At 69.4% G+C, this 23,476-nt stretch carries 27 protein-coding genes and 1 pseudogene; 23 read left to right on the top strand and 5 right to left on the bottom strand.

Annotated elements, in window-relative coordinates:
* The first annotated feature begins 6 nt into the window (after positions 1-6).
* A complete protein-coding gene (locus tag ACIPQB_RS06450) occupies positions 7-927 on the top strand; it encodes an Hsp33 family molecular chaperone (protein WP_446484388.1) in 921 nt (306 codons plus the stop codon).
* A 61-nt stretch (positions 928-988) separates the two neighbouring features.
* On the top strand, positions 989-1,483 hold the full coding sequence (locus ACIPQB_RS06455) for a hypothetical protein (protein WP_446484389.1): 495 nt from the start codon (positions 989-991) through the stop codon (positions 1,481-1,483).
* A 13-nt stretch (positions 1,484-1,496) separates the two neighbouring features.
* Here the strand turns inward: ACIPQB_RS06455 and apaG are convergent, their stop codons facing one another.
* Positions 1,497-1,961: a Co2+/Mg2+ efflux protein ApaG gene (apaG, locus tag ACIPQB_RS06460; RefSeq protein ID WP_446484390.1), complete on the bottom strand. Its 465-nt coding sequence runs from the start codon at positions 1,959-1,961 to the stop codon at positions 1,497-1,499.
* Positions 1,942-3,126, bottom strand: coding sequence for an O-succinylhomoserine sulfhydrylase (metZ, locus tag ACIPQB_RS06465; protein WP_446484391.1), 1,185 nt, complete (start codon positions 3,124-3,126; stop codon positions 1,942-1,944). The genes apaG and metZ overlap by 20 nt, the downstream gene beginning before the upstream one ends.
* 173 nt (positions 3,127-3,299) lie before the next feature.
* Between metZ and ACIPQB_RS06470 the strand changes: the two genes are divergently transcribed.
* The 15 genes from ACIPQB_RS06470 to ACIPQB_RS06540 all read left to right on the top strand — a co-directional run bounded on the left by ACIPQB_RS06470 (position 3,300) and on the right by ACIPQB_RS06540 (position 16,101).
* Complete coding sequence (locus ACIPQB_RS06470) at positions 3,300-4,319, top strand: 2'-deoxycytidine 5'-triphosphate deaminase (protein ID WP_446484392.1); 1,020 nt, start codon at positions 3,300-3,302, stop codon at positions 4,317-4,319.
* A 79-nt stretch (positions 4,320-4,398) separates the two neighbouring features.
* On the top strand, positions 4,399-5,283 hold the full coding sequence (locus ACIPQB_RS06475; RefSeq protein WP_446484393.1) for a TraB/GumN family protein: 885 nt from the start codon (positions 4,399-4,401) through the stop codon (positions 5,281-5,283).
* A 170-nt stretch (positions 5,284-5,453) separates the two neighbouring features.
* Positions 5,454-6,326, top strand: a complete 873-nt coding sequence (locus tag ACIPQB_RS06480) for a kinase (RefSeq protein ID WP_446484394.1) — start codon at positions 5,454-5,456, stop codon at positions 6,324-6,326.
* A 130-nt stretch (positions 6,327-6,456) separates the two neighbouring features.
* On the top strand, positions 6,457-6,729 hold the full coding sequence (locus tag ACIPQB_RS06485) for a hypothetical protein (RefSeq protein WP_446484395.1): 273 nt from the start codon (positions 6,457-6,459) through the stop codon (positions 6,727-6,729).
* Positions 6,730-6,839: 110 nt separating this feature from the next.
* Positions 6,840-7,073 carry a hypothetical protein gene (locus ACIPQB_RS06490; RefSeq protein WP_446484396.1) on the top strand — a complete coding sequence of 78 codons (234 nt, stop codon included), beginning with the start codon at positions 6,840-6,842 and terminating at the stop codon, positions 7,071-7,073.
* A gap of 23 nt (positions 7,074-7,096) precedes the next feature.
* Positions 7,097-7,507: a hypothetical protein gene (locus ACIPQB_RS06495; RefSeq protein WP_446484397.1), complete on the top strand. Its 411-nt coding sequence runs from the start codon at positions 7,097-7,099 to the stop codon at positions 7,505-7,507.
* The gene (locus ACIPQB_RS06500) at positions 7,504-7,698 is read left to right on the top strand and encodes a helix-turn-helix transcriptional regulator (protein WP_446484398.1); all 195 of its coding nucleotides are present in this window, start codon (positions 7,504-7,506) and stop codon (positions 7,696-7,698) included. Before ACIPQB_RS06495 ends, ACIPQB_RS06500 begins: the two co-directional genes overlap by 4 nt.
* Positions 7,699-7,743: 45 nt before the next feature.
* Complete coding sequence (locus tag ACIPQB_RS06505) at positions 7,744-8,670, top strand: alpha/beta fold hydrolase (protein ID WP_446484399.1); 927 nt, start codon at positions 7,744-7,746, stop codon at positions 8,668-8,670.
* Between the two features lie 49 nt (positions 8,671-8,719).
* Positions 8,720-9,604 carry a TraB/GumN family protein gene (locus tag ACIPQB_RS06510; RefSeq protein ID WP_446484400.1) on the top strand — a complete coding sequence of 295 codons (885 nt, stop codon included), beginning with the start codon at positions 8,720-8,722 and terminating at the stop codon, positions 9,602-9,604.
* A gap of 268 nt (positions 9,605-9,872) precedes the next feature.
* The gene (locus ACIPQB_RS06515) at positions 9,873-10,073 is read left to right on the top strand and encodes a hypothetical protein (RefSeq protein ID WP_446484401.1); all 201 of its coding nucleotides are present in this window, start codon (positions 9,873-9,875) and stop codon (positions 10,071-10,073) included.
* 79 nt (positions 10,074-10,152) lie between these two features.
* Positions 10,153-11,139 (top strand): D-alanine--D-alanine ligase, encoded by a 987-nt coding sequence (locus tag ACIPQB_RS06520; RefSeq protein ID WP_446484402.1) that lies wholly within the window; start codon positions 10,153-10,155, stop codon positions 11,137-11,139.
* The gene (locus ACIPQB_RS06525; protein ID WP_446484403.1) at positions 11,108-12,019 is read left to right on the top strand and encodes a cell division protein FtsQ/DivIB; all 912 of its coding nucleotides are present in this window, start codon (positions 11,108-11,110) and stop codon (positions 12,017-12,019) included. Before ACIPQB_RS06520 ends, ACIPQB_RS06525 begins: the two co-directional genes overlap by 32 nt.
* 30 nt (positions 12,020-12,049) lie before the next feature.
* Positions 12,050-13,375 carry a cell division protein FtsA gene (ftsA, locus tag ACIPQB_RS06530; protein WP_446484404.1) on the top strand — a complete coding sequence of 442 codons (1,326 nt, stop codon included), beginning with the start codon at positions 12,050-12,052 and terminating at the stop codon, positions 13,373-13,375.
* A gap of 573 nt (positions 13,376-13,948) precedes the next feature.
* On the top strand, positions 13,949-15,481 hold the full coding sequence (ftsZ, locus tag ACIPQB_RS06535; RefSeq protein WP_446484405.1) for a cell division protein FtsZ: 1,533 nt from the start codon (positions 13,949-13,951) through the stop codon (positions 15,479-15,481).
* Between the two features lie 149 nt (positions 15,482-15,630).
* Positions 15,631-16,101, top strand: a complete 471-nt coding sequence (locus ACIPQB_RS06540; protein ID WP_446484406.1) for an Lrp/AsnC family transcriptional regulator — start codon at positions 15,631-15,633, stop codon at positions 16,099-16,101.
* Positions 16,102-16,142: 41 nt separating this feature from the next.
* On the opposite strand, the gene ACIPQB_RS06545 is transcribed toward ACIPQB_RS06540, so the two are convergent.
* From ACIPQB_RS06545 to ACIPQB_RS06555, 3 genes are all read right to left on the bottom strand, one after another.
* On the bottom strand, positions 16,143-16,460 hold the full coding sequence (locus tag ACIPQB_RS06545; RefSeq protein WP_446484407.1) for a hypothetical protein: 318 nt from the start codon (positions 16,458-16,460) through the stop codon (positions 16,143-16,145).
* Between the two features lie 62 nt (positions 16,461-16,522).
* Entirely contained in the window at positions 16,523-16,975 is a 453-nt protein-coding gene (locus ACIPQB_RS06550; RefSeq protein ID WP_446484408.1) for a hypothetical protein, read from the bottom strand.
* A 307-nt stretch (positions 16,976-17,282) separates the two neighbouring features.
* Entirely contained in the window at positions 17,283-17,771 is a 489-nt protein-coding gene (locus ACIPQB_RS06555) for a VOC family protein (protein ID WP_446484409.1), read from the bottom strand.
* Positions 17,772-18,282: 511 nt separating this feature from the next.
* Here ACIPQB_RS06555 and ACIPQB_RS06560 point away from each other — a divergent pair.
* From ACIPQB_RS06560 to ACIPQB_RS06585, 6 genes and pseudogenes are all read left to right on the top strand, one after another.
* The gene (locus tag ACIPQB_RS06560) at positions 18,283-19,404 is read left to right on the top strand and encodes a pyridoxal phosphate-dependent aminotransferase (protein WP_446484410.1); all 1,122 of its coding nucleotides are present in this window, start codon (positions 18,283-18,285) and stop codon (positions 19,402-19,404) included.
* 94 nt (positions 19,405-19,498) lie between these two features.
* Complete coding sequence (hppD, locus tag ACIPQB_RS06565; protein ID WP_446484411.1) at positions 19,499-20,560, top strand: 4-hydroxyphenylpyruvate dioxygenase; 1,062 nt, start codon at positions 19,499-19,501, stop codon at positions 20,558-20,560.
* A gap of 24 nt (positions 20,561-20,584) precedes the next feature.
* Positions 20,585-20,676: pseudogene (locus ACIPQB_RS06570) on the top strand (hypothetical protein); the annotation flags it as partial.
* A 28-nt stretch (positions 20,677-20,704) separates the two neighbouring features.
* Positions 20,705-21,988, top strand: coding sequence for a homogentisate 1,2-dioxygenase (gene hmgA / locus ACIPQB_RS06575; protein WP_446484412.1), 1,284 nt, complete (start codon positions 20,705-20,707; stop codon positions 21,986-21,988).
* A gap of 27 nt (positions 21,989-22,015) precedes the next feature.
* Positions 22,016-23,023 carry a fumarylacetoacetate hydrolase family protein gene (locus ACIPQB_RS06580; protein WP_446484413.1) on the top strand — a complete coding sequence of 336 codons (1,008 nt, stop codon included), beginning with the start codon at positions 22,016-22,018 and terminating at the stop codon, positions 23,021-23,023.
* Complete coding sequence (locus tag ACIPQB_RS06585) at positions 23,020-23,397, top strand: Rieske (2Fe-2S) protein (RefSeq protein WP_446484414.1); 378 nt, start codon at positions 23,020-23,022, stop codon at positions 23,395-23,397. The genes ACIPQB_RS06580 and ACIPQB_RS06585 overlap by 4 nt, the downstream gene beginning before the upstream one ends.
* Positions 23,398-23,476: the final 79 nt, after the last annotated feature.

Raw genomic sequence — 23,476 nt, forward strand, 5'->3', positions numbered from 1 at the left:
CGCCCCATGACCGACACCGCCGCCAATCCCGCCTTCGCCGCCGCCGACGACGACCTCGTCTCCGCCTTCCAGATCGAGGGCCTGCCCGTGCGTGGCCGCGCCGTGCGCCTGGGCGCGGCGGTCGACGAGGTGCTGACCCGCCACGACTATCCCGAGCCGGTCGCCAACCTGCTGGGCGAGGCCTGCGCCCTGGCCGCCTTGGTCGGCTCGAGCCTGAAGTTCGAGGGCCGGCTGATCGTCCAGGCCCAGGGCGACGGGCCGGTGCGCTACGTGGTCGTCGACTACGACACCAGCGGCGCTCTGCGCGGCTATTGCCGGTTCGATCCGGACGAGGTCGCCAAGGCCTCGGAGGGCTTCGTGCGCCCCGGGGCCCGCACCCTGCTGGGCGGCGGCACCTTCGTGATGACCGTCGACCAGGGTCCGGACATGGACCGCTACCAGGGCATCACCCCGATCGAGGGCGAGACCCTGGCCCTGTGCGCCGAGCAGTATTTCGCCCAGTCCGAGCAGACCCCGACCCGGGTGCGGCTCGCGGTCGGCCAGGCCGACGCCGGCGAAGGCCCCAAGTGGCGGGCCGGCGGCATCCTGATCCAGGCCATCGCCGGCGACGAGAGCCGCGGCGAGACCCAGGACGCCTGGACCCACGTCCAAGCCCTGTTCGAGACCACCGGCGAGGACGAGCTGATCGACCCGACCGTGCCGACCACCACCCTGCTGTGGCGGCTGTTCAACGAGGACGGCGTGCGCTTGCTCGAAGAAAAGCCGCTGCACGCTTTCTGCCGCTGCTCGGAAGACCGCATCAGCGCCGTGCTGCAATCCTTCACCCCCGAGGAAAAGGCCGAGATGGTCGAACCCGACGGCAAGATCCACGTGACCTGCGAATACTGCTCGCGGGTCTATGCGCTGGCGCCGGAGGCGGCGGGCTGAGGCGCGGTCTTCTCCGGGGTGAAGCTAACGCCATCCGTGCGTTTCGGGTATCAAGTCTCGCATGATCTGGACCATGCGAGAGAAGACGGCCGCACGACTCCGCGAACACGCCAACCGTCGGGCGCGACGCGAGGCGCGTGAACGGCTGATCGAAGAACTGGCGGATTTTCCGTTCGCCTTTTCAATGCTCTCGGACGCCGCGCAGGACACGCTGGTCGCCGCCGTTAGGACTCTGCCCAAGGCGCAGGCCAGGGTGTTTGACTTGACGAGCCAGGCGTCCGCGGCGCTGCGATCCGTCGCCAGCGTTCGGCTTCCCGCGCTAAGCGTGTTCGTGGGATGGCAGATCGATGAAGACGCGGCCGCATTGATGACTTTGTCGGACGGCTTGGAGCTGTTGAGGAAGTATCCCGGTTTCTTCTCATTGGACGGCTGCCTGATCACGGCGCCCGATGGGAGTGTGGCGGCCCTGTTCGAATTCGACATGCCGTTCGAGGTTTCCGAGGGCGGCGTCCAGCTTCTCGGCCAGAGTTGGCCGCCCGGTCTCCTGGACGTCTAAAGGCGCTCCGGTCTCAATTCACCCGCCGCGTCGCTCCCGGCAGATGCAGCGAGAACTCCGGGATCTCGGCGTCGAACACTTCGCCGGCCTGGGTCATCATCTGGTAGCGGCCGACCATGGCGCCCGAGGGCGTGGGCAGCGGGCAGTTGCTGACATAGCGGAAGGCCTCGCGCGGGCGCAGTTCGGGCTGCTCGCCGACCACGCCGGAGCCCTCGACCTCGTTGCTGCGGTTGAGGGCGTCGGTGACCTTCCAGTGGCGGGCGACCAGTTGCACGGTCTCGACGCCGTGGTTCTCGATCTCGACGGTGTAGGCCCACAGCCACAGGCCCTCTTCCGGCGCGGACTCGTCGGGCAGGTAGACGGGCGAGACCCGCACGACGATGTCGCGGGTGCGGGCCTCGTAGATGCCGGCGTCCGCCCCGCGCCGGCGGCGGATGCGCTTCAGCGGCGGGGAGGACTCACGCCTGATCGAGCGCACGGGTCACGTCTCGGGTCAGGTCCGCCAGGCTTTCGAGGCCCACCGACAGCCGCACGCCGCCCTCGACCACGCCCAGCGACGGCCGCATCTCCTCGGGCACCGAGCGGTGGGTGGTGGTCGGCGGGTGGGTGGCCATCGACTTGGCGTCGCCCAGATTGTTGGAGATGTCGACGATCTCCAGGGCGTTGAGGAACTTGAACGCCGCCTCGCGCGAGCCCAGGTCCAGGGCCAGCACCGTGCCGCCGCCGCTCATCTGCGACCTGGCGACGTTGTGGCCCGGATGGTCGGCGCGGAAGGGGTAGAGCACCTGCTTGACCGCCTTGTGCTCGGCGACCACGTCGGCCAGGGCCGCGGCGGTGTCGTTCTGGCGGCGCACGCGCAGGTCCAGGGTCTCCAGGCCCTTGACCAGCACCCAGGCGTTGAACGGCGACAGCGACGGGCCGGTGTGGCGCAGCGGGTCGCGATAGAACTCCTCGTTGATCGCCTCGCTGGTCAGGATCGCTCCGCCCAGCACCCGGCCCTGGCCGTCGATGTGCTTGGTGGCCGAATAGACCACGATGTCGGCGCCCAGCTGCAGCGGCTGCTGGAAGATCGGCGTGGCGAAGACGTTGTCGACGATGACCTTGGCCCCGACCGCGTGGGCCAGTTCCGCCACCGCGCGGATGTCGGTGATCTCCAGCACCGGGTTGGACGGGGTCTCGATCAGCACGGCCTTGGTGCCGGGGCGGATCGCCGCCTCCCAGGCCTTGGGATCGGTGGCGTCGACGAAGGTCGTCTCGACCCCGAAGCGCGGCAGCCACTCGGCGATCAGCCAGCGGCACGAGCCGAACAGGGCGCGGCCCGCCACCACGTGGTCGCCGGCCCGGACCAGGCCCATCAGGGCGGCGTGGATCGAGGCCATGCCGGTCGCCTGGGCGCGGCACACCTCCGCCCCTTCGAGCAGGGCCAGGCGGTCCTCGAACATCTTGACGGTCGGATTGTTGAACCGCGAATAGACGAAGCCGGGATCCTCGCCCGAGAACCGGCGGTCGGCGCCCTCGGCGCTGTCATAGGTGAAGCCCTGGGTCAGGTAGAGGGCTTCCGCTGTCTCCATATATTGCGAGCGCGCCAGGCCGCCACGGATCAGCTTGGTGGCGATATCCCAGTCCTTCGGATCCTCGGCCATGGCGGTTCCCTCCTTCAACGCTGGAAACGGGCGGCATAAGGGGTTTCAGCGGCCCCAGGGTCAAGGCGGACAAGTCCGATTTCAACACTAGAATTGTCACAAGCGGGCCCGGCGGGCCGGCCGATCGTCCGCAAGCCTTGCCTTCAGGGCCGGGTTTAGCGAGTGTCGCCCCGATGACCGACGCCCACGCCGCGGGGATTCTGCCCTGCCAATCCATCGACGAGCTGATCGCGCAAGAGGCGATCACCTCGCAGACTCCGTTCGACACCGACCAGGTGCAGCCGGCCAGCCTCGACCTGCGCCTGGGCGCCCGGTGCTGGCGGGTGCGGGCCTCGTTCCTGCCGGGCCTGGCCCGGCGCGTGCCCGACCGCCTGCGCGACGTGGCCATGCACGAGCTCGACCTGACCAAGGGGGCGGTGCTGGAGAAGGGCTGCGTCTATATCGCCGAGCTGCAGGAAAGCCTGGCCCTGCCGGCCAATGTCGCCGCCCGCGGCAATCCCAAGAGCTCGACCGGCCGGGTCGACGTGTTTGTCCGCCTGCTGACCGACCACAGCAAGGCCTTCGACGACGTCGAGGCCGGCTATGAGGGGCCGCTCTATATCGAGATCGCGCCGCAGACCTTTTCGGTGCTGGTGCGGGCCGGCACCCGGCTGAACCAGCTGCGCCTCAAGCGCGGCCAGCCGGCCAAGCTGGCGATCAAGAGCGTCGGCGTCGACCTGACCACCGGCGTCGTCGGCTTCCGCGGCCGCCGCCACGCCGGGGTCGTCGACCTCGACCACGAGGACGGCCACGATCCCCGCGACTTCTGGGAGCCGCTGGAGACCCGCCACGGCGAACTGCTGCTCGATCCCGGCGAGTTCTACATCCTGGCCTCCAAGGACGACATCGAGATTCCGGTGCTGGAGGCGGCCGAGATGACCCCGATCGATCCGTCGGTCGGCGAGTTCCGCGTCCACTATGCCGGCTTCTTCGACCCGGGCTTCGGCACCGAGGAGGCCGGGGCGGTCGGCTCCAAGGGGGTGCTCGAGGTGCGCAGCCACGAGACGCCGTTCCTGCTGGAGGACGGTCAGACCGTGGCCCGGCTGGTCTATGAGCCCCTGACCGCCCGGCCGGTGCGGCTCTATGGCGAGGGCGGCTCGCACTACCAGCGCCAGGGACTGAAGCTGTCCAAGCACTTCAAGGCGTGGCGATAGGTCGCGCGCCGCGCGGCTTTCGCGGTTAACCGCTGTCTTCGTAGGCTGGACGCCAGTGTTTCAGCGTCGAGGGATGGCTTTGTCGGGATCGGGTCTGCGTCGTCGAGGGCTGGCCGTTGCCTGCGCGTTCGCCTGCGCCTTGGCGGCCGGCCTCGCCCAGGCCGCCCCGGCGATGTGGGAGGTCCGCGACAAGGACACCCGCATCTATCTGTTCGGTGCGATGCACGTGCTGCAGCCGAGCGTGAAATGGCGCACCCGCGCCTTCGACCGCGCCTATGCCCGGGCCGACAAGGTCTGGTTCGAGACCCGGGCCGACGCCGATCCCGCCGAGGTCCAGGCCCTGGTCGACCGCTATGGCGTCGACCCCGCCCGCTCCCTGACCGAGAAGCTGCCGCCGCGCACCGTGGCGACCCTGCGGGCGGCGCTGGAGCGTGACGGGGCGTCGCTGGACCGGGTCGACCGTCTGCGGCCGTGGGCGGCGGCGATGATGCTGTCGGTGCTGCCGATGACCCAGCAGGGCGCCTCGGTCCAGGCCGGGGCCGACGCCGCCGTCACCCGCCAGGCCCGCGCCGCCGACAAGCCGGTCGCCGCCTTCGAGACCCTGGAACAGCAGGTGCGGCTGTTCGCCGACCTGCCCGAGGCGGTCGAGGTGCAGTATCTCGACGACGTCGCCGCCGAGACCCTGTCGCCGCCGCGCCACGGCGTGGCCTTGCAGTCGGCGTGGCTCGGCGGGCGGATGGACCGGCTGGGCCCGCGGGTGGTCGACGGCCTGCGGCGCGACCGGCCGGCCCTCTACGACGCCCTGCTCAAGCGCCGCAACGCGACCTGGGCCGCGACCCTGACCGAGGAAATGGCCAAGCCCGGCGTCCAGCTGGTCACGGTCGGCGCCTTGCACATGGCCGGCGACGACGGCCTGCCGGCCCTGATGAAGGCCCGCGGGTTCAAGGTCCGGCGGGTGCAGTGAGCTCTTCCTTCTCCCCTTGCGGAAGAAGGTGGCCCCGCGGAGCGGGGTCGGATGAGGGGTCGATAAACCTGTCCGCATGGGGCTTGTCCGCGGCGTCCGCGCCGTGCGACGCCTCATCCGTCGGCTGCGCCGACACCTTCTCCCGCAAGGGGAGAAGGGAAGGGGGCTGCATGACCGATCCCGACTGGCTGGCCGCCTTGCTGCGCGACGAAGCCTTGCCCGAGCGCTTCGCCGCTGAGGTCGAGCGCTTGCATGTCCCGCTGGCGGCGCGGATCGCGGCGGTGGCCATGGGGCCGGCCTTCGTGGTCGGGCTCTGCGGGCCGCAGGGCTGCGGCAAGTCGACCGCGGTGCTGGTGCTGCGTCGGTTGCTGGAGGCGCGGGGTCTGCGCGTCGCCATCCTGTCGCTCGACGACCTCTACCTGCCGATCGAGGATCGCCAGGCCCTGGCCCGCGACGTCCATCCGCTGCTGCGCACCCGCGGGGTTCCGGGGACGCACGATGTCGGCCTGGGGCTGGCGGTGCTGGACGGCCTGGCGGGCCCCGGCCGCACGGCCATCCCCCGCTTCGACAAGGCCGCCGACACCCGCGCCCCGTCGGAGTCCTGGCCGGTGGTCGAGGGGCCGGTCGACGTGGTGCTGTTCGAGGGCTGGTGCGTCGGGGCGCGGCCGCAGCCGGATAAGGCCCTGGCCGCGCCGGTCAACGCCCTGGAGCGCGAGCGCGACCCGGACGGGACCTGGCGGGCCCATGTCAACGCCGCCCTGGCCGGACCCTACCGGCCGCTGTTCGCGCGCATCGACCTGCTGGTCCAGTTCCTGGCCCCCGACTTCGCCGCAGTCCTGGCCTGGCGCCAGGAGCAGGAGCGCAAGCTGCGCGCCCGGCTGGCGGCCGCCGGCCCGTCCGGCGCTCGGGCGATGGACGATGCCGAGGTGGTGCAGTTCGTCCAGCACTACGAGCGGTTGACGCGGCATATCGCGGCCGAAATGCCGGCCCGCGCCGACCTCGTCATCCGCCTCGACGCCGACCGTCGTTCGACGAACCTGTGATCGGCTATTCGGTCGCGCGTCACGGGGTCGCACTAGATGTGGTGGGGCGCAAATCGAGCTTCCACTAGTGCTAGTTTGTCCCTGTCAGCGGCGCGACTCACCCGGGGCCGACTTGGCGGAGGCTTTGATCTTGAGCGAACTCTTCGGCGGGCCGTTTTCGACCCACGCCAGACGCGTCGCGATCTGGAGCAAGGCCGCGCCCATTCCCGGTTGCGACAAGTCGATCTGGCGTTGCGACGAGCGCGGCCGGGTGATCCGCTGGACCGATTTCGAAGACCGCTTCTCGCGCTACGGCTGGACCATCGTCGACGGCCGCGGCCAGGGCTGGCTGGCCCAGGCCCTGGGCCTTTCGCTCGGCAAGGCCGTGCACGTGCACGACGACGATCAGGCCCAGGCGGCCTGACGGACGGCCGCCCCGACTGTCGCTGTTCCTTGATAGTTTGACAAGCTTGCTTGACATAGCTGTGCGGATGTAAGACAAGCTTCCTTGTCAAAACGACGAGGAGGCTTGTCATGCAAAACCCATTCGCTGCCCTGAGCCGCGAAGACCTTATCGCCCGCACTCTGCTGGGCGCATCCCTGGCCAGCCTTGGCCTGGCCATCGCCGCCTTCCTAGGCGCCGGCGGGCCAAACCTGTCGCCCTCGGCCCGCGGCGTGGTGCTGTCGGCCCTGCTGGTCGCCGCCGTCCTGAAGGCCGCCAGCCGGCTAGTCCGCCCGGTGGGCGCCTGGCTGAACGAACAATCCTGAGCCCGACCCGGAAAGCGCAAGACATGTTCTGCCAACCCAAGACCATGAGCCCGGCCGCCAGGCGCTATCTGGCCCGGTTCTTTCCCGCCATGGCCGCCTATGTCGCGGTGCTGTTCGCCTCGGTCTGGCTGATCAAGCATCAGGCCCCGCACGGCCCGCTGCTCTGGGCCCTGGCCATCGCCCCGGCCGCGCCGATCATCGCGGTGATCGCCATCATGGGCCTGTACCTGATCGAGGAGACCGACGAGTTCGTCCGCGCCCTGCTGGTCCAGGCCATGCTGTGGGGGATCGGCGTCACCCTGGCCGGCTGCACCGCCTGGGGGTTCCTGGAGAACGTCGACCTCGTGCCGCACCTGCCGCTGTACCTGGTGTTCCCGATCTTCTGCGCGGCCATGGGCCTGGCCCAGCCGCTGGTGCGCTGGAGGTACCGGTGAAGAACCGCCTCAAGGTCCTGCGGGCCGAGCGCGACTGGAGCCAGGCCGACCTGGCCGAGCGGCTGGAGGTCTCGCGCCAGACCGTCAACGCCCTGGAGACGGGCAAGTACGACCCCAGCCTGCCGCTGGCCTTCAAGATCGCCCGCCTGTTCGCCCTGCCGATCGAAACCATCTTCCAGGACGAAGCCTGACCCCCGGTCGGTCGTCCGCCTGAATCCAAACCCTTGGAGATTTCCATGACCGTCCGCCCCATCCTGGCGCGCGCCGCCTTCGCCTGCGCCGTCACCGCCCTCGCCGCCGCCGCCGTCTTCCACCCGGCCTGGGCCGCCGCGCCGATCGCCGTTCCCTCGGCCGCCGCGCCGCGCTTCACCGTCACGGTGACCGGGCAGGGGCCGGACGTGATCCTGATCCCCGGCCTGGCCTCGTCCGCCGCGGTCTGGGACGCCACGGTCGCTCAGCTGCAAGGCCGCTACCGCCTGCACGTGATCCAGGTGGCGGGTTTCGCCGGCGCCCCCGTCGGCGGCAACGCCGAGGGGCCGGTGATCCAGCCGAGCGTCGAGGCCCTGGACGGCTACATCAGGTCCGCCCACCTGAAGGCCCCGGCGGTGATCGGCCATTCGATGGGCGGGCTGATGGGGCTGATGCTGGCCCGCCAGCATCCGGAGGACGTCGGCCGGCTGATGGTGGTCGACAGCCTGCCCTTCTATCCCGTGGTGTTCTCGCCAGCGGCGACCGTCGAGACGGTGAAGCCCCAGGCCGCCGCCCTGCGCGACATGGCCGAGAAGTCGACCCCCGAAGCCTGGGCGGCCGGCGAGACCCGGACCCTGGCCCGGCTGGTCAAGTCGCCCGAGGGCCTGAAGGCCGCCACCGCCGCGGCCATCGCCTCCGACCCGTCGGTGAGCGGCCGCGCCCTCTATGACGACCTGACCACCGACCTGCGCGGCGAGATCGCGGCGATCACGACCCCGACCGTGATGCTCTACCCCTGGGACGCGGCGACCGGCGCCCCGCAGGAGGCCTATGACGCCCTCTACACCAGCGCCTACGCCCCGATGACGGCGGCCAAGGTCAAGCGCATCGACGGTTCGCTGCACTTCATCATGCTCGACCAGCCGGTCGCCTTCGCCGCCGAGATCGAAAGCTTCCTGCGCCCGGGATCGTAGGCGGAGAGGCGCCTTGCTCCGGCCGGCCGGGACCGGGATGCTCGGCGGCATGATGATTCTGCTGAACGCCATGCGCCGCGGCGCCCTCGCCCTCCTGGCCCTGCTGGCCCTGGGGGGCGGCCCGGCCCTGGCCGAGCCCAGCCTGTGGGCGATCAAGGACCGCGACTCGACGATCTACCTGTTCGGCACGGTGCATGTGCTCAAGCCGCAGACCCAGTGGCGCTCGGCCAAGGTCGCCCGGGCCTTCGACGCCGCCGGCGACGTGGTGATGGAGATCGAGCAGCCCGACAATCCGGCGGCGATGCAGCCCCTGATGCTCAAATACGGCATCGACCGGGTCAAGCCGCTGTCGGCCCGGCTCAGCCCGGACTCCTATCGCCGGCTGCAGGCCGCCGCCCAGGGCATGGGTTTTCCGCCCCAGGCCCTGGACGCCATGCGGCCGTGGCTGGCGGCCCTGACGGTGTCGCTGACCCCGCTGATACGGGCCGGCTACGACCCCGAAAGCGGCGTCGAGAAGCTGCTGACCGCCCAGGCCAAGGCGGCCGGCAAGCCGATCTCGGCCTTCGAGACCGCCGAGCAGCAGATCCGCTTCTTTGCCGACATGACCCCCGAGCAGGAGCGGGAGCTGCTGGACTCCACCCTGTCCGACATCGACGAGGGGCCGGCCAAGATCGACGCCCTGGTCGAGGCCTGGGCGGCCGGCGACCAGGGCGAACTGAAGCGCCAGATGGTCGACGAGATGCGCGGCGACTATCCCGACCTCTACCGGCTGCTGCTGGTCGACCGCAACCGCGACTGGGCCGGCCAGCTGAAGGCCAAGCTGGCCGGCTCGGGCGTCAGCTTCGTGGCCGTCGGGGCGGGACACCTGACCGGCCCCGACAGCCTGCAGGTCCAGCTGGCCCGGCTGGGGATCAAGGCCAAGGCGGTGAAGTAGACGACCGTTTGCTTCAAATTGAATCGCGTCTCTCAAACCCGTCTCCCCGGCGAAGGCCGGGGCCCAGGTGAAACCCACGAGCCGCTCCGGATGAATCTGGGTCCCGGCCTTCGCCGGGAAGACGGAGGAAGTGCGCGCGCGTCGATCTAAATCAATACGCTCCAGACGCCCATTTCGCTCGTCCGCGGCGAGCGGCGCCATTGTCAATCGCCCGCCGATGGCGTTCCAATGGGACCTAGGCCGGGTTTCGAAGTCAGGGGATGCAGTGATGGCCAAGCTTGTCGGGTTCAGGCACGTCGATTTCGACACGCCGTTCTTCATCAACCCCGACCACGTCAAGTCGGTGCGGTCGCTGCGGGTCGATGACGACGAGGCCTATTCGGTGGTGGCCTTCGGCGACGGCTCGGAGGTGACCCTGAACGGCGAGACCGACTTCATCGTGGACAAGCTCAACGCGGCGATGAGCTGAGCTTCCGCTCCAAGGCCCTGCGCTGAAATTCCAGGCGGTCTCCGTCGCTGCTGCACCGGCGAGGGCTAGGGCAGGGGCCATGACCCACACCCTCGATCCCGCGCCTCTCGATCCCGCGCCCTTGGCCGGCCGCCACGTCGCCGTGCTGCTCGGCGGCCCTTCGCCCGAGCGCGAGGTCAGCCTGGTCAGCGGCGAGGCCTGCGCCGCGGCGCTGGAGCGGCTGGGGGCCAAGGTCAGCCGGGTCGATCCCGGCCGCGACGTCGCCCAGGTCCTGGCCGCCCTGGCGCCGGACCTGGTGTTCAACGCCCTGCACGGGGCCTGGGGCGAGGACGGCTGCGTGCAGGGGGTGCTGGAGACCCTGCGCCTGCCCTACACCCATTCGGGGGTCCTGGCCTCGGCCCTGGCGATGGACAAGGCCCGGGCCAAGGCCGTGCTGGCGGCGGGCGGCCTGGCCGTGCCCGGCGGCGGCCTGTTCGACCGCCACGATGTCGCCCGCGACCATGTGATGCAGCCGCCCTATGTGGCCAAGCCCAACGCCGGCGGCTCGTCGCTGGGGGTGTTCATCGTCCGCCAGGGCGCCAACGGGCCGCCGCGCGAAGTGGCCGCGCCGGACTGGGCTTTCGGGGAGGAGGTGCTGGTCGAGCCCTACATCCCGGGGTTGGAGCTTTCGGTTGCAACCCTAAGCGGGACAACGGGTCCGAGAGCTTTGGGAGTGACCGAGATCCGCTCGTCCACAGGTTTCTACGACTACGCCGCCAAGTATGCGGAAGGCGGCTCGATCCACCTGAATCCGGCCCCGATTCCGGACGCGGCAAGGGACCGGGCGATGCGCATGGCCGAGCGCGCCCACACCCTTCTTGGTTGCCAGGGTGTGACCCGATCCGACTTTCGTTATGACGACATTAACGACCTTCTGGTCCTTCTGGAGGTCAATACGCAGCCCGGCATGACACCCACTTCGCTCGTTCCCGAGCAGGCGGACCTCGCCGGTTTCGCGTTTGATCGTTTGGTGTTCTGGATCGTGGAGGACGCTTATGCCCGCTGCCATGCGGGGGGGACCGCGTAAGCCGACGCGCCCCCGGGCCGAAGCGCCCGCAAGTCCGAACAAGGCCCGCTCGGCCGCGCGCAACGCGCCGCCGGCCGGGAAGCTGCACGCCGCCCGCAATGGCGTCGGCGTTTCGCCGCGGCTGGCCGTCGGCGTGGCCGGCGCGGCCCTGCTCGCCGCCCTGGTCGCCACCCTCGTCACCGGCCATCGGCTCGAGCGCCTGGGCGCAGCCCTGGGGCGCGGCGTCGACGGCGAGTTCGCCGACCTGGGCTTCAAGCTGAAGACCGTGACCATCGAGGGCGCCTCGCCGATGGCGAAGGCCGACATCATGAACGCCACGGCGCTCTATCTCGACCAGCCGACCCTGGGCCTGGACCTGGCCGACCTGCGCAGCCGCGTCGAAGGCGTGGGCTGGGTCAAGGCCGCCAAGGTCGTACGCCTGCTGCCCGACACCGTCCTGATCTCCGTCGAGGAGCGCCCGGCCCTGGCCGTCTGGCAGCACTCGGGCGCCATGCGGGTCATCGACGGCGAGGGCCGGATCATCCGCGAGGCCGACGCCGCGCGCTTCCCCCAACTGCCGCTGGTGGTGGGGCAGGGGGCCGACCAGGCCGCCGGCGCCATCCTGCCGGCCGTCAACGCCCGGCCCCGGCTGCGTGACCGCCTGGAGGCGCTGGTGCGCGTCGACGACCGCCGCTGGGACCTGCGTTTGAAAGATGGTTCGCTGATCCAGCTGCCGGCCATTGACGAAGAGTCCGCGCTGATTCAATTGGACCAGCTCGATCAAAGACAACGAATCCTCGATCTCGGCTTCGCGCGCATCGACCTGCGCGATCCCGAGATGGTGGCCGTCAGGCCTCGCGACGCGACGCTGCCCGGGCAGCCCGTGGCCGGCGGGGCTTAGATCAACAATGGGCGTGAGGTGGCTTTAACGATGTCGCGACTGGATGACCGGAAACAGGCCCGTGAAGGCCTGAAGGCGACGCTCGTGCGCCAGCCGGCCGTCGCGGCCGTCGACCTCGGCGCGTCCAAGGTCACCTGCTTCATCATGAAGGCCGACGGGATCCACCGCGACAACCGCACCCTGACCACGGCCGGCGTCGGCTATGTGCAGTCGCGCGGCGTGCGCGGCGGGGCGATCGTCAATCTCGACGAGGCCGCCCAGGCCATCGCCCAGGCCGTCGAGCGGGCCGAGACCGTGGCCGGCGTCAATGTCCAGGGCGTTTCCGTCTGCACGGCCGGCGGCCAGCTGGCCAGCCACCGCGTCCACACCCAGGTGTCGCTGGGCGCCCGGCCGATCGCCGACGGCGACCTGTCGCGCGCGATCGCCTCGGCCCTGGCGCAAGTCCGCATTCCCGGCCGCAAGCCGATCCACCTGCTGCCGATCGCCTGGTCGGTGGACGGCCAGAAGGGCATCCGCGACCCGCGGGCCATGTTCGGCCGGGCCCTGGGCCTGGAGCTGCTGGTCGTCTCGATCAACGAGAACGTCTTCCACACCCTGGCCCACTGCGTCGAGCGGGCCCACCTGTCGTTCGAGGGCGTGGTCGCCGCGCCCTTCGCCTCGGCCCTGGCGGCCCTGGAAGAGGACGAGATGGACCTGGGCGCGGTCTGCATCGACATGGGCGGCGGCTCGACCTCGGTGGCGGTGTTCAACAACGGCGCCCTGTGCCACGTCGACAGCCTGGCCGTCGGCGGCGGGCACGTCACCCAGGACATCGCCCGCGGCCTGCAGACCTCGGTCGCCGGGGCCGAACGCATCAAGACCCTGCACGGATCGGCCATCGCCTCGGCCAACGAGGACCGCGAGATGATCGAAGCCCCGCCGCGCGGCGACGATCCGGGCGCCGGCCCGGTGATCGCGCCGCGGTCGCTGCTGAAGGGCATCATCCAGCCGCGCGTCGAGGAGACGCTGGAACTGCTGCGCGAGCGGCTGAAGGCCTCGGGCGCGCCGGTCGAGCCGGGGGCGGGCATCGTCCTGACCGGCGGGGCCAGCCAGCTGGCCGGGGTCCGTGAAGTCGCCGTGCGGGTGTTTGACCGTCCCGTCCGCCTGGGCCGTCCGCGCCGGGTGCCGCACCTGGCCGACGCCGCCTCCGGTCCGGCCTTCTGCGCCGCCGCCGGCGTGCTGCACCGCTCGGCCTTCGGCCCGCGCGAGGTGGTCTCGCCCAAGGCCCTGGCCGGCGCCGCGATCCGCAAGCGCCCGATGGACCCCAACGCCAGCCCGGTCGCCAAGGCCGCCGCCTGGCTGCGCGACAATCTTTGAGCGGATGACTTTGGGCGTGTTTGCTCGCTGAGGCGCTTCGTCCCCAGCGCCGTCTTCCCGGCGAAGGCCGGGATCCAGATTCATCTTGAGCGGCTCGCGGGTTTCACCTGGGCCTTCGCCGAGGAGACGGGGAAGGGGACAGTCACGCTTCTGAAGCGCGACTGTAAATTTTTGTGACCACGAAAATTTTTGTCTTGTTTCGGCGGCCCCAAGCAGAGCTTCAAAGTCTTAACAGAATTTAAGCATGACTGTTTACGATCTAAGTGTCGGAAACACCTGACGGCTTAGTTTTATCCCCTGTAAAAACCGGCTTTCGCGAGCCTTTTTCGGTCAGCGGCGTTCCGTCGCACAACGTCGTCGACTAGGTTCGCGAACCCCAGGAATCCCAAGCGATTCCTTTGGATAACTGGATTTTTTCCGCTCCGCCGGCATCGACCCGAGGCCGACTCAGCTTATGCAGTTAACCACCGATTAAGGTTGGTGGTTGTTCTGTTAACCCGATCGTCGAGATGACTCCCGGCGGTTGCTCCGCTCGGTAGTTGACGAATTCGGCGTTTAGGACGCGAGGGTCCCATGGCAATTTCTCTTTCCGCGCCGCGCACCACTGAACTGAAGCCGCGTATCGTGGTGTTCGGCGTTGGTGGCGCTGGCGGCAATGCTGTCAACAACATGATCGAGGCTGGCCTCGAAGGTGTTGAGTTCGTGGTGGCCAACACCGACGCGCAGCAGCTCCAGTTCGCCAAGACCGACCGTCGCATCCAGCTCGGCGTGCAGGTCACCCAGGGCCTGGGCGCCGGCGCCCATCCCGAGGTCGGCATGAGCGCCGCCGAGGAAAGCTTCCCGGAGATCGGCGAACACCTGGACGGCGCGCACATGGTGTTCATCACCGCCGGCATGGGCGGCGGCACCGGCACCGGCGCGGCCCCGATCATCGCCAAGTGCGCCCGCGAGCGCGGCATCCTGACGGTCGGCGTGGTCACCAAGCCCTTCCACTTCGAAGGCCGCCACCGCATGCGCCTGGCCGACGCCGGCATCGGCGAGCTGCAGCGCTATGTCGACACCCTGATCGTCATCCCCAACCAGAACCTGTTCCGCGTCGCCAACGAGCGCACCACCTTCGCCGAGGCCTTCGGCATGGCCGACCAGGTGCTGCACTCGGGCGTCCGCTCGATCACCGACCTGATGGTGCTGCCGGGCCTGATCAATCTCGACTTCGCCGACGTCCGCACGGTGATGACCGAGATGGGCAAGGCGATGATGGGCACCGGCGAAGGCTCGGGCGAGGACCGCGCCCTGATGGCCGCCCAGAACGCGATCGCCAACCCGCTGCTGGACGAAGTCTCGCTGAAGGGCGCCAAGGCCGTGCTGGTCAACGTCACCGGCGGCATGGACATGACGCTTCTTGAAGTCGATGAAGCGGCGAACGCGATCTCCGACCAGGTCGACCCGGAAGCCAACATCATCTTCGGCGCCGCCTTCGACCCGTCGCTGGACGGCGTGATCCGCGTGTCGGTGGTCGCCACCGGCATGGACGGCGCCTCCATCGCCCAGATCGAGCCCAAGTCGGTGTCGCGCAACACCACGGCCCAGCCGCTGGTGGTCGAGCCGACCCGCCCGGCCCCGCAGCCGGCCCCCCAGCCGCAGGTCGAGGCCACCCGCCCCGGCATGCGCTACGAGCCGCGCCCGATCGAGCGCCCCGCCTCGGCCCCGACCGCGTCCTACGCCCCGGAGCCGGCCTATGAGGAGCCCGCCCCGGTCGCCGAGGCCCAGGAGCTGCAGTTCGAAGCGCCGGTGATGGAAGCCGCGCCCGAGCCCCGCATCGCCGCCGCCCCGCCGCGCGTCACCCGCATCGTCGACCCGATGGTCGCCGAGCCCGAGGACGAGCCGCTGTACAGCGAAACCTACGAAGACCGCCGCACCCAGAAGTCGGGCGGCTGGATGAGCCTGTTCGGCGGCGGCCGCCAGCAGCGTTATGAGCAGCAGCCGGCCCAGCCGCAGCGCCAGACCGGCTCGGCCCGTCCGGCCCTGCAGCCGCTGGACGCCCCGCAGGCCGACGACGGCGAGGACCTGGAAATCCCGTCCTTCCTGCGCCGTCTGGCCAACTGAAAGTCTCCAAGAGTTTAGTGGCGTACCAGTAAGCGTAAACGAGACGCCCGGGGTGAGAGCCCCGGGCGTTTTGCTGTGTCCCGCGCCACGAGGGGCGTGAACATGCTAGCTTGGCACATCCTGCCAATCTTCAGCGCCGAACGGTCACGATGAAGCTCACCCGCGCCGACCGGAAGATCCTGGAGATCCTGCAACAGGACAGCGGGGTCACGAACGTTGAACTGGCCGAGCGGGTGGGGCTGTCGCCCAGCCCCTGCCTGCGGCGGGTCAAGGCGCTGGAGGCCAGCGGCCTGATCAGCGGCTATGTGGCGCTGCTCGACCGCCGCAAGGCCCGGCTGGACCTGCTGGCCTATGTCGAGGTCCAGGTCGACCGCCATAGCGAGACCGCCGCCGAGGCCTTCAAGGAGGCGATCCTGCGCGAACCCCTGGTGGTCGGCTGCCACGCGATGACCGGCGGCTACGACTACCTGCTGCGGGTGGTGGCCCCCAATCTCGACGCCTATGCCGACTTCACCATGAAGCGCCTGCTGAAGATGCCGGCGGTCAAGGACATCCGCTCCAGCTTCGTGCTGGAGACGATCAAGGACGCCACGGCGCTGCCGCTGGAGTATTTGGAGTAGGGGCGGGGCGTCAGGCGGCCTGCGGACGCGGCGGGGAAACATTACCGCTTGGCGAGGTCGATGAGGACCGCGCAGAGCCAGAGAAAGGCCATGGCGGCCAGGGGCGACAGCGCGCGCCAAGTCCGTGTTTTCGCCACCTTGGTGAAGACCATGGCGCACCAGATGAGATCCAGAGCGAAGACCGCTGCGAGGACCGGCATCGCCGTAACGACCCAAACAACAGCGTCGCCGCCGCCCGCCACGTCTTCGCCGCGGAGTTCCGGTTCGATCCAGGTCCTAGAGGCCAGCCAGAGGAACGTCGCGACGCCCACGAGGTTCGCCGCGACCCAGACCCGCGATTCCTGGAATTCCCTTATCACCGGCGCCTCGATCTCTCATCGCAATGAAGCTAAGCCGCAGTGTCCTGGAGCGCCACCGGATCTTACTGGCCGCGGAGCGGCGATCTGCTTGCCGGACCATCAGGAGGGCGCGGAAGCGACCCGTGGCGACCTTGTCTGAGGCCGCCGCCCGAGGCTCGCGCATGAAGAAGGCGCACCGGCTCGAATTCACCGTGACGAAGGCCGGTGTAAATTCCAGTCAGCAGAGCCGCGATCTCCCCACCATCCCGGCGTTCGACAGCGGCCTTCAGCCTGTCGTTCAGGAACGCCTTCGCTAGGTGATGCTCGGGTGGGCCCGGAACCGACAGAAAGACCGGCACCTCCGCGTGGATCAGGGCGGCGAGATACTGCATCGTCTTCACGTTCAGCAGCGCGGCCAGGGAACCGAATAGAATGAACTTCAGACCCACGCGTTCCTCATAGGAAGGGGGGATGTGCTCTTCGTCGAAAACGATCAGGAGCCCGCTGCGATCTGGTCGCCAGCCGTCGTCAAGCATCGGCAGGAGCCGCCAACCGCAAAACCATTCGCGACATACGGAAGGCCGCGTTGCATGCTCGCCGCAGCCGCCCCCAGGCAGGCAACTTCGACAAGCCGTCAGCGATTGCTTCTGGAGCTCGGGCGTATCGATCGGCGGAACGAAACAACACGCACTGCAGGCGCCGCATTCCCGGCCCGCCACGGGCATTCGATGCTTCACAATCGCCCCTTTCTCGCATGCGTCGCGAGCTATCAAGAGGCTTGGTTCGACCAAAATATGGCCTAAGGTTGAGCCGCAACCTCAGGCCACGCCAGAGACCATTCGCTCAGCCCTCGCCTCGCCGTGCGGCCTCGATCTTGGCCACGTCGATCTTGCCCATGGTCATCATCGCGTCGAACACCCGCTTGGCGACCGCCTTGTCCGGATCGGTGATCCCCTCGATCAGCTTGCGGGGGGTGATCTGCCAGGAAAAGCCCCAGCGGTCCTTGCACCAGCCGCAGGCGCTCTCCGCGCCGCCGTTGTCGACGATGGCGTTCCAGTAGCGGTCGGTCTCGGCCTGGTCCTGGGTCTCGACCACGAACGACACCGCCTCGTTGGGCTTGAAGGTCGGGCCGCCGTTGAGCCCCAGGAACGGCGCGCCCAGCACGGTGAACTCCACCGTCAACTCCGAGCCTTCCACGCCATCGGGGAAGTCGCCGGGCGCGATCATGGCCGCGCCGACATGGCTGTCGGGGAAGACGCTCGCATAGAACTCCGCCGCCTTGCGCGCCTCGCCACGGTCGAACCACAGGCAGTTGGTCATCTTGCCGGCCATCGTCTTCTCCCTTTTGATTTCCACCTGGCGCAAGCCCGCCTCCGCTCCCTCGGATGCGGCCTTGAGTTGAGCCCGGGCGGATCGGAACGCCAGCGACCGGGCCATGTCAAGTCTCTAGGCGCCGCGCCACCCTGTGGATAACTCCAGCGTGCTTCCTTCCCCCTGGAGGGGGGAAGGGTTGGGGATGGGGGTGGCGCCGTCGGCGGAAGCTGCTGCGCCTGCGATTCATCCTGAAGCGCTTCCCCCCTCCAAAAGATGAGCCTGTGGATGACTTTCAGGTCCGAGGCCGCCGCCGGCGAAAGCTTCTGCGCCTGCGATTCATCCTGAAACGCTTCCACCCCATCCCCGGCCCTTCCCCCCTCCAGGGGGAAGGGGGAAGAAGAAGTGTGACGAAAGTGGATAAAATTCGCCATAATATGACCTTCATATCCGGAAAAATGGTCACAATCGCCAGGTTATGCCTTCCACTCCGCGTTAACCTGCCCCGGTTCATTCAGGCGGAGCGCGGCGCATGCTGGTTGTCGATCAAAAGTCCCTGTCGCCCGCCGAGATCTCGCCGGTCCGCCCGGCCCTGGAGGGCGTCGTCGCCTATCGGCCCGGCATGACCCTGGCCCAGGCCGGACGCCTGGCCGGCCGCACTGACCTCGCCAAGCTGGCCAGCAACGAAAACCTGCTGGGCTGCAGCCCCAGGGTCGCCGACGCCGTGCTGGCCGCCCTGGCCAGTCCCGAGATCTATCCCGACCCCTATTGCGAGACCCTGCGGGCGGCGATCGGCGCGCGGCTGGCGGTCGATCCGGCCCGCATCGTCATGACCCCGGGCTCCGAGGCCCTGATCGACTACCTGTTCCGCGCCGTGCTGCACCCGGGCGACAGCGTGCTGCTGAGCTCGCCGACCTTCCCGGCCTACGAGATCTTCGCCCGCTGCGCCGAGGCCCGGTTCATCGACGTGCCGCGGCGGCCGGGCTTCGACCTCGACGTCGAGGCCTTCAAGCGCGAGGCGGCCAAGGGCCCCAAGCTGATAGTGCTGTGCACGCCCAACAACCCGACCGGCAATGCGCTCTCCGGCGTCGACCTGGGCGAGATCCTGGCCGTCACCCCGCGCTCGACCGTGGTCCTGGTCGACGAGGCCTATCGCGAATATCACGACGCCTTCGACACCCTGGACCTGCTGAAGGCCTGGGGCGGGACCTGGGTGTCTGGCCGCACCTTCTCCAAGGCCTATGGCCTGGCCGGCCTGCGGGTCGGCTACGGGATCTGCTCGTCGGCCCAGCTGGTCGGCTATCTGGACCGCCTGCGGCCGCTGTTCAACGTCACCGCCCTCAGCCAGGCCGCCGCCCTGGCCGCCTGGGACGACCAGGAGCACCTGGCCCGCACCGTGGCCCTGACGATCGCCGAGCGCGGCCGGGTCGAGACGGCCCTGGACGTCCTGGGCGTCGAGCGCACCGCCAGCGCCGCCAATTTCGTCTTCCTGCGCAGCCCCGCCGGCGCCGAAGCGACCGCCGCGCGTCTGTTGCGCGAAGGGCTTATCGTCCGGCCCACGCCCGTGCCCGGCGGCTGGGTGCGGATCACCATCGGCCGCCCGGCCGACAACGACCGCCTGATCGCCGCCCTGCCGGCCGCCCTGGCTGTGTAACGGGGACCCGCCTCGGCATTCGCCCTCATCCTGAGCTTGTCGAAGGACGAGGGCGCACCACCTTTCTTCTAGATCGCGTCGCTGGAGCCATCCCATGACGATCACGACCGAAAACCCCCTCGGCCTCCACGGCTTCGAGTTCGTCGAGTTCACCAGTCCCGACCCGGCGGCCATGAAGGCGCTGTTCGAGCAGCTGGGCTTCGTGCCGGCCAGCACCCATCCGACCAAGGCCGTGACCCGCTACAAGCAGGGCCGCATCAACCTGCTGGTCAATGAGGAGCCCGCCGGCCAGGCCGCCGAGTTCCGCGCCGCCCACGGCCCCTCGGCCAACGGCATGGCCTTCCGGGTCGACGATGTCGAGCAGGCCTATGCCGAGGCCATCAAGCGCGGAGCCGTGGCCGCCGACCCCGGCCCGACCGTGCTGGGCCGGGGCGCCAAGGTGCTGGAGGGCATCGGCGGCTCGATGCTGTACCTGGTCGCGGGCGAGGGCGCGGTCTACGACGCCTGGGACGCCGTGCCGGGCGCGGCGGAGGCCGAGGCCGCCAACAGCGTCGGCCTCGACCTGCTCGACCACCTGACCCACAATGTCCGCCGGGGCCAGATGCGCACCTGGTCGCGCTTCTACCGCGACGTCTTCGGCTTCGAGGAGCAGAAGTATTTCGACATCAAGGGCCAGGCCACCGGCCTGTTCAGCCAGGCGATGATCGCCCCCGACAAGGCCATCCGCATCCCGCTCAACGAGAGCCAGGACGACCAGAGCCAGATCGAGGAGTTCATCCGCCAGTACAACGGCGAGGGCATCCAGCACCTGGCCCTGACCACGGCCGACATCTACGACACCGTCGAGAGGCTGCGGGCCCGGGGCGTCAAGCTGCAGGACACCATCGAGACCTATTACGAGCTGATCGACAAGCGCGTGCCCGGCCACGGCGAGGACGTCGAGCGGCTGCGCAAGAACCGCATCCTGCTCGACGGCAAGGTCGGCGAGGAGGGCCTCCTGCTGCAGATCTTCACCGAGAACCTGTTCGGGCCGATCTTCTTCGAGATCATCCAGCGCAAGGGCAACGAAGGCTTCGGCAACGGCAACTTCCAGGCCCTGTTCGAGAGCATCGAGCTGGACCAGATCCGCCGCGGGGTGATCACGGTCGAGGCCTAGGGACCACACCTCGTCCCCCAAAGGTTGTCTTGGCGACAAGCTCAGGATGAGGTGTTTACTGCGACATCTGAGGTAGCCCTCATCCTGAGCTTGTCGAAGGACGAGGGCGGCTCCTCTGCATTGGCGACGATCCAGGACCCAACCATGGACCTCCAGTACCAGTCCGGCTTCGGCAACCACTTCGCGACCGAGGCCGTCGCCAGGGCCCTGCCGGTGGGGCAGAACTCGCCGCAGCGGCCGGCGTTCGGGCTCTATGCCGAGCAGCTGTCGGGCACGGCCTTCACCGCGCCGCGACACGAGAACCGCAGGAGCTGGCTCTACCGCCTGCGGCCCAGCGCCGGCCACGGGCCCTATGCGCCCTACCTCCAAGAGCGCCTGCAAAGCGGGCCGTTCGCCGCCGCCGCGCCCACCCCCAACCGCCTGCGCTGGGACCCGCTGGAGGTCCCGCCCGAACCGGTCGACTTCGTCGACGGCCTGGTGACGATCGGCGGCAATGGCGACGTGAGCACCCAGGCGGGCATGGCCGTCCACCTCTACCTGGCCAACCGCTCGATGATCGACCGGGTGTTCCAGAACGCCGACGGCGAGCTGCTGATCGTGCCGCAGCAGGGCGCGCTGCGGCTGGTCACCGAGCTGGGGCTGATCGATATCGGCCCCGGCCAGATCGCGGTGATCCCGCGCGGCGTGCGCTTCCGGGTCGAGCTGTCCGGCCCGGCCCGCGGCTATGTCTGCGAAAATTACGGCCAGGCCTTCCGCCTGCCGGAGCTGGGGCCGATCGGCGCGAACGGCCTGGCCAACGCCCGCGACTTCGAGAGCCCGACCGCCGCCTTCGAGGACGTCGAGCGGCCGACCGAGGTGATCCAGAAGTTCCAGGGCGGCCTGTGGATGGCCACCTGGGACCACAGCCCGCTCGACGTCGTCGCCTGGCATGGCAACCTCGCCCCCTACCGCTACGACCTGGCGCGGTTCAACACCATCAACACCGTCAGCTTCGACCATCCCGATCCGTCGATCTTCACCGTGCTGACCGCGCCCGGCGAGACGGCCGGCACGGCCAATGTCGATTTCGTGATCTTCCCGCCGCGCTGGATGGTGGCCGAGCACACCTTCCGTCCGCCCTGGTTCCACCGCAACGTGATGAGCGAGTTCATGGGACTGGTCACCGGGACCTATGACGCCAAGGCCGGCGGCTTCAGTCCGGGCGGGGCCTCGCTGCACAACGCCATGAGCGATCACGGCCCCGACCTGGCCAGCCACCAGGCCGCCAGCGCGGCCGATCTGAAGCCGCACAGGATCGAAGACACCCTGGCCTTCATGTTCGAAAGCCGCTGGGTGATCCGGCCGACGAAGTTCGCGCTGGAGACTTCCGCGCTTCAGGCCGACTATGACGCGTGCTGGACGGGCTTTCCCAAGGCCCGCCTGCCTTAAGAACAACGAAACAAAGAGGAAGCGCCCATGAAGCTCGCGTCTCTGAAGGGCGGCCGCGACGGCCGGCTGGTGGTGGTCTCCAACGACCTGGCCTGGTTCACCGACGCCGGAACGATCGCCCCGACCCTGCAAGCCGCCCTCGACGACTGGGAGCGTTGCGAGCCGATGCTGCGGGCCCTGGCCGCCAGCCTCGAGGTCGGCGGCGTGCCCCAGGAGCGGTTCCACGAGCACGAGGCCGCCAGCCCGCTGCCGCGCGCCTATCAGTGGGTCGACGGCAGCGCCTATGTGAACCACGTCCAGCTGGTGCGCCAGGCCCGCGGGGCCGAGATGCCGCAGAGCTTCTGGACCGATCCGCTGATGTACCAGGGGGCGTCGGACGGCTTCCTGGGCCCGCGCGACGCCATCCCGCTGGCCGACCCCGCCTGGGGCTGCGACCTGGAGGGCGAGGTGGCCGTGGTCACCGGCGACGTGCCGCGCGGGGCCAGCCGCGACGAGGCCCTGGCGGCGATCCGCCTGGTGATGCTGGTCAACGACGTCTCGCTGCGGGCCCTGATCCCGGCCGAACTGGCCAAGGGCTTCGGCTTCGTGCAGTCCAAACCGGCCAGCGCCTTTTCGCCGGCCGCCGTCTCGGTCGACGCCCTGGGCGAGGCCTGGAAGGACGGCAGGCTGTCGGGGGCGCTGCTGGTCGAGCTGAACGGCCAGGAATTCGGCCGGGCCGACGCCGGGATCGACATGACCTTCGATTTCGGAACCCTGGTGGCTCACGCCGCCAAGACCCGGTCGCTGGCGGCCGGAACCATCGTCGGCTCCGGCACGGTCAGCAACCGCGACGCCGACGGCGGTCCGGGCAAGCCGGTCGGCGAGGGCGGCCTGGGCTATTCCTGCCTGGCCGAGCTGCGCACGATCGAGACCCTGCAGACCGGCCATCCCAAGACGCCGTTCCTGAAGGCCGGCGACACCGTCCGCATCGAGATGCGCGACGCCAAGGGCCACACGATCTTCGGGGCCATCGAACAGACGGTCGCCGAAGCTTGAGCGACGGGTCGGAGGTCTTGGTCGAGCGGGTCTGGACCACCCCCGCGGGGGTGAGGCTGGGCCCGCTCGACCAGATCCCCGACCCCGGCGCGCGAAACTACGTCCTGAGCATCGGCGGCAAGCGCTTCCACGGCTTCGTCGTGCGGCGCGGCGGGCGGGCGTTCGGCTATGTCGACCGCTGCCCGCACGCCGGCCTGCCGCTGGCCCAGGTCCTGGACCAGTACCTGACCCCGGACGGCGGCCTGATCGCCTGCTCCTGGCATGGGGCCCTGTTCGAGCCGCAGACCGGCGCCTGCGTCGGCGGACCGTGCGTCGGGGCGAAGCTGTCGCCCTGGCCGGTGGTGGTGGTGGACGGGCGGATCGTCACCGCCTAATCGCTGCACCGAACCTCCACCGCCTTTGCGCCGCCCTTGGAAAGCGACGCCATGATCGGTCGACCTTGCGCTCCTAACC

This window comes from Caulobacter sp. LARHSG274 (assembly GCF_052871235.1).

Bases quoted from the DNA above. Each gene is read 5' to 3' on its own strand.
- ACIPQB_RS06450 (WP_446484388.1), top strand. From the start codon at position 7: ATGACCGACACCGCCGCCAATCCCGCCTTCGCCGCCGCCGACGACGAC.
- ACIPQB_RS06455 (WP_446484389.1), top strand. From the start codon at position 989: ATGATCTGGACCATGCGAGAGAAGACGGCCGCACGACTCCGCGAACAC.
- metZ (WP_446484391.1), bottom strand. From the start codon at position 3,126: ATGGCCGAGGATCCGAAGGACTGGGATATCGCCACCAAGCTGATCCGT.
- ACIPQB_RS06470 (WP_446484392.1), top strand. From the start codon at position 3,300: ATGACCGACGCCCACGCCGCGGGGATTCTGCCCTGCCAATCCATCGAC.
- ACIPQB_RS06480 (WP_446484394.1), top strand. From the start codon at position 5,454: ATGACCGATCCCGACTGGCTGGCCGCCTTGCTGCGCGACGAAGCCTTG.
- ACIPQB_RS06490 (WP_446484396.1), top strand. From the start codon at position 6,840: ATGCAAAACCCATTCGCTGCCCTGAGCCGCGAAGACCTTATCGCCCGC.
- ACIPQB_RS06495 (WP_446484397.1), top strand. From the start codon at position 7,097: ATGTTCTGCCAACCCAAGACCATGAGCCCGGCCGCCAGGCGCTATCTG.
- ACIPQB_RS06505 (WP_446484399.1), top strand. From the start codon at position 7,744: ATGACCGTCCGCCCCATCCTGGCGCGCGCCGCCTTCGCCTGCGCCGTC.
- ACIPQB_RS06510 (WP_446484400.1), top strand. From the start codon at position 8,720: ATGATGATTCTGCTGAACGCCATGCGCCGCGGCGCCCTCGCCCTCCTG.
- ACIPQB_RS06515 (WP_446484401.1), top strand. From the start codon at position 9,873: ATGGCCAAGCTTGTCGGGTTCAGGCACGTCGATTTCGACACGCCGTTC.
- ACIPQB_RS06520 (WP_446484402.1), top strand. From the start codon at position 10,153: ATGACCCACACCCTCGATCCCGCGCCTCTCGATCCCGCGCCCTTGGCC.
- ACIPQB_RS06525 (WP_446484403.1), top strand. From the start codon at position 11,108: ATGCCCGCTGCCATGCGGGGGGGACCGCGTAAGCCGACGCGCCCCCGG.
- ftsA (WP_446484404.1), top strand. From the start codon at position 12,050: ATGTCGCGACTGGATGACCGGAAACAGGCCCGTGAAGGCCTGAAGGCG.
- ftsZ (WP_446484405.1), top strand. From the start codon at position 13,949: ATGGCAATTTCTCTTTCCGCGCCGCGCACCACTGAACTGAAGCCGCGT.
- ACIPQB_RS06540 (WP_446484406.1), top strand. From the start codon at position 15,631: ATGAAGCTCACCCGCGCCGACCGGAAGATCCTGGAGATCCTGCAACAG.
- ACIPQB_RS06550 (WP_446484408.1), bottom strand. From the start codon at position 16,975: ATGCTTGACGACGGCTGGCGACCAGATCGCAGCGGGCTCCTGATCGTT.
- ACIPQB_RS06555 (WP_446484409.1), bottom strand. From the start codon at position 17,771: ATGGCCGGCAAGATGACCAACTGCCTGTGGTTCGACCGTGGCGAGGCG.
- ACIPQB_RS06560 (WP_446484410.1), top strand. From the start codon at position 18,283: ATGCTGGTTGTCGATCAAAAGTCCCTGTCGCCCGCCGAGATCTCGCCG.
- hppD (WP_446484411.1), top strand. From the start codon at position 19,499: ATGACGATCACGACCGAAAACCCCCTCGGCCTCCACGGCTTCGAGTTC.
- hmgA (WP_446484412.1), top strand. From the start codon at position 20,705: ATGGACCTCCAGTACCAGTCCGGCTTCGGCAACCACTTCGCGACCGAG.
- ACIPQB_RS06580 (WP_446484413.1), top strand. From the start codon at position 22,016: ATGAAGCTCGCGTCTCTGAAGGGCGGCCGCGACGGCCGGCTGGTGGTG.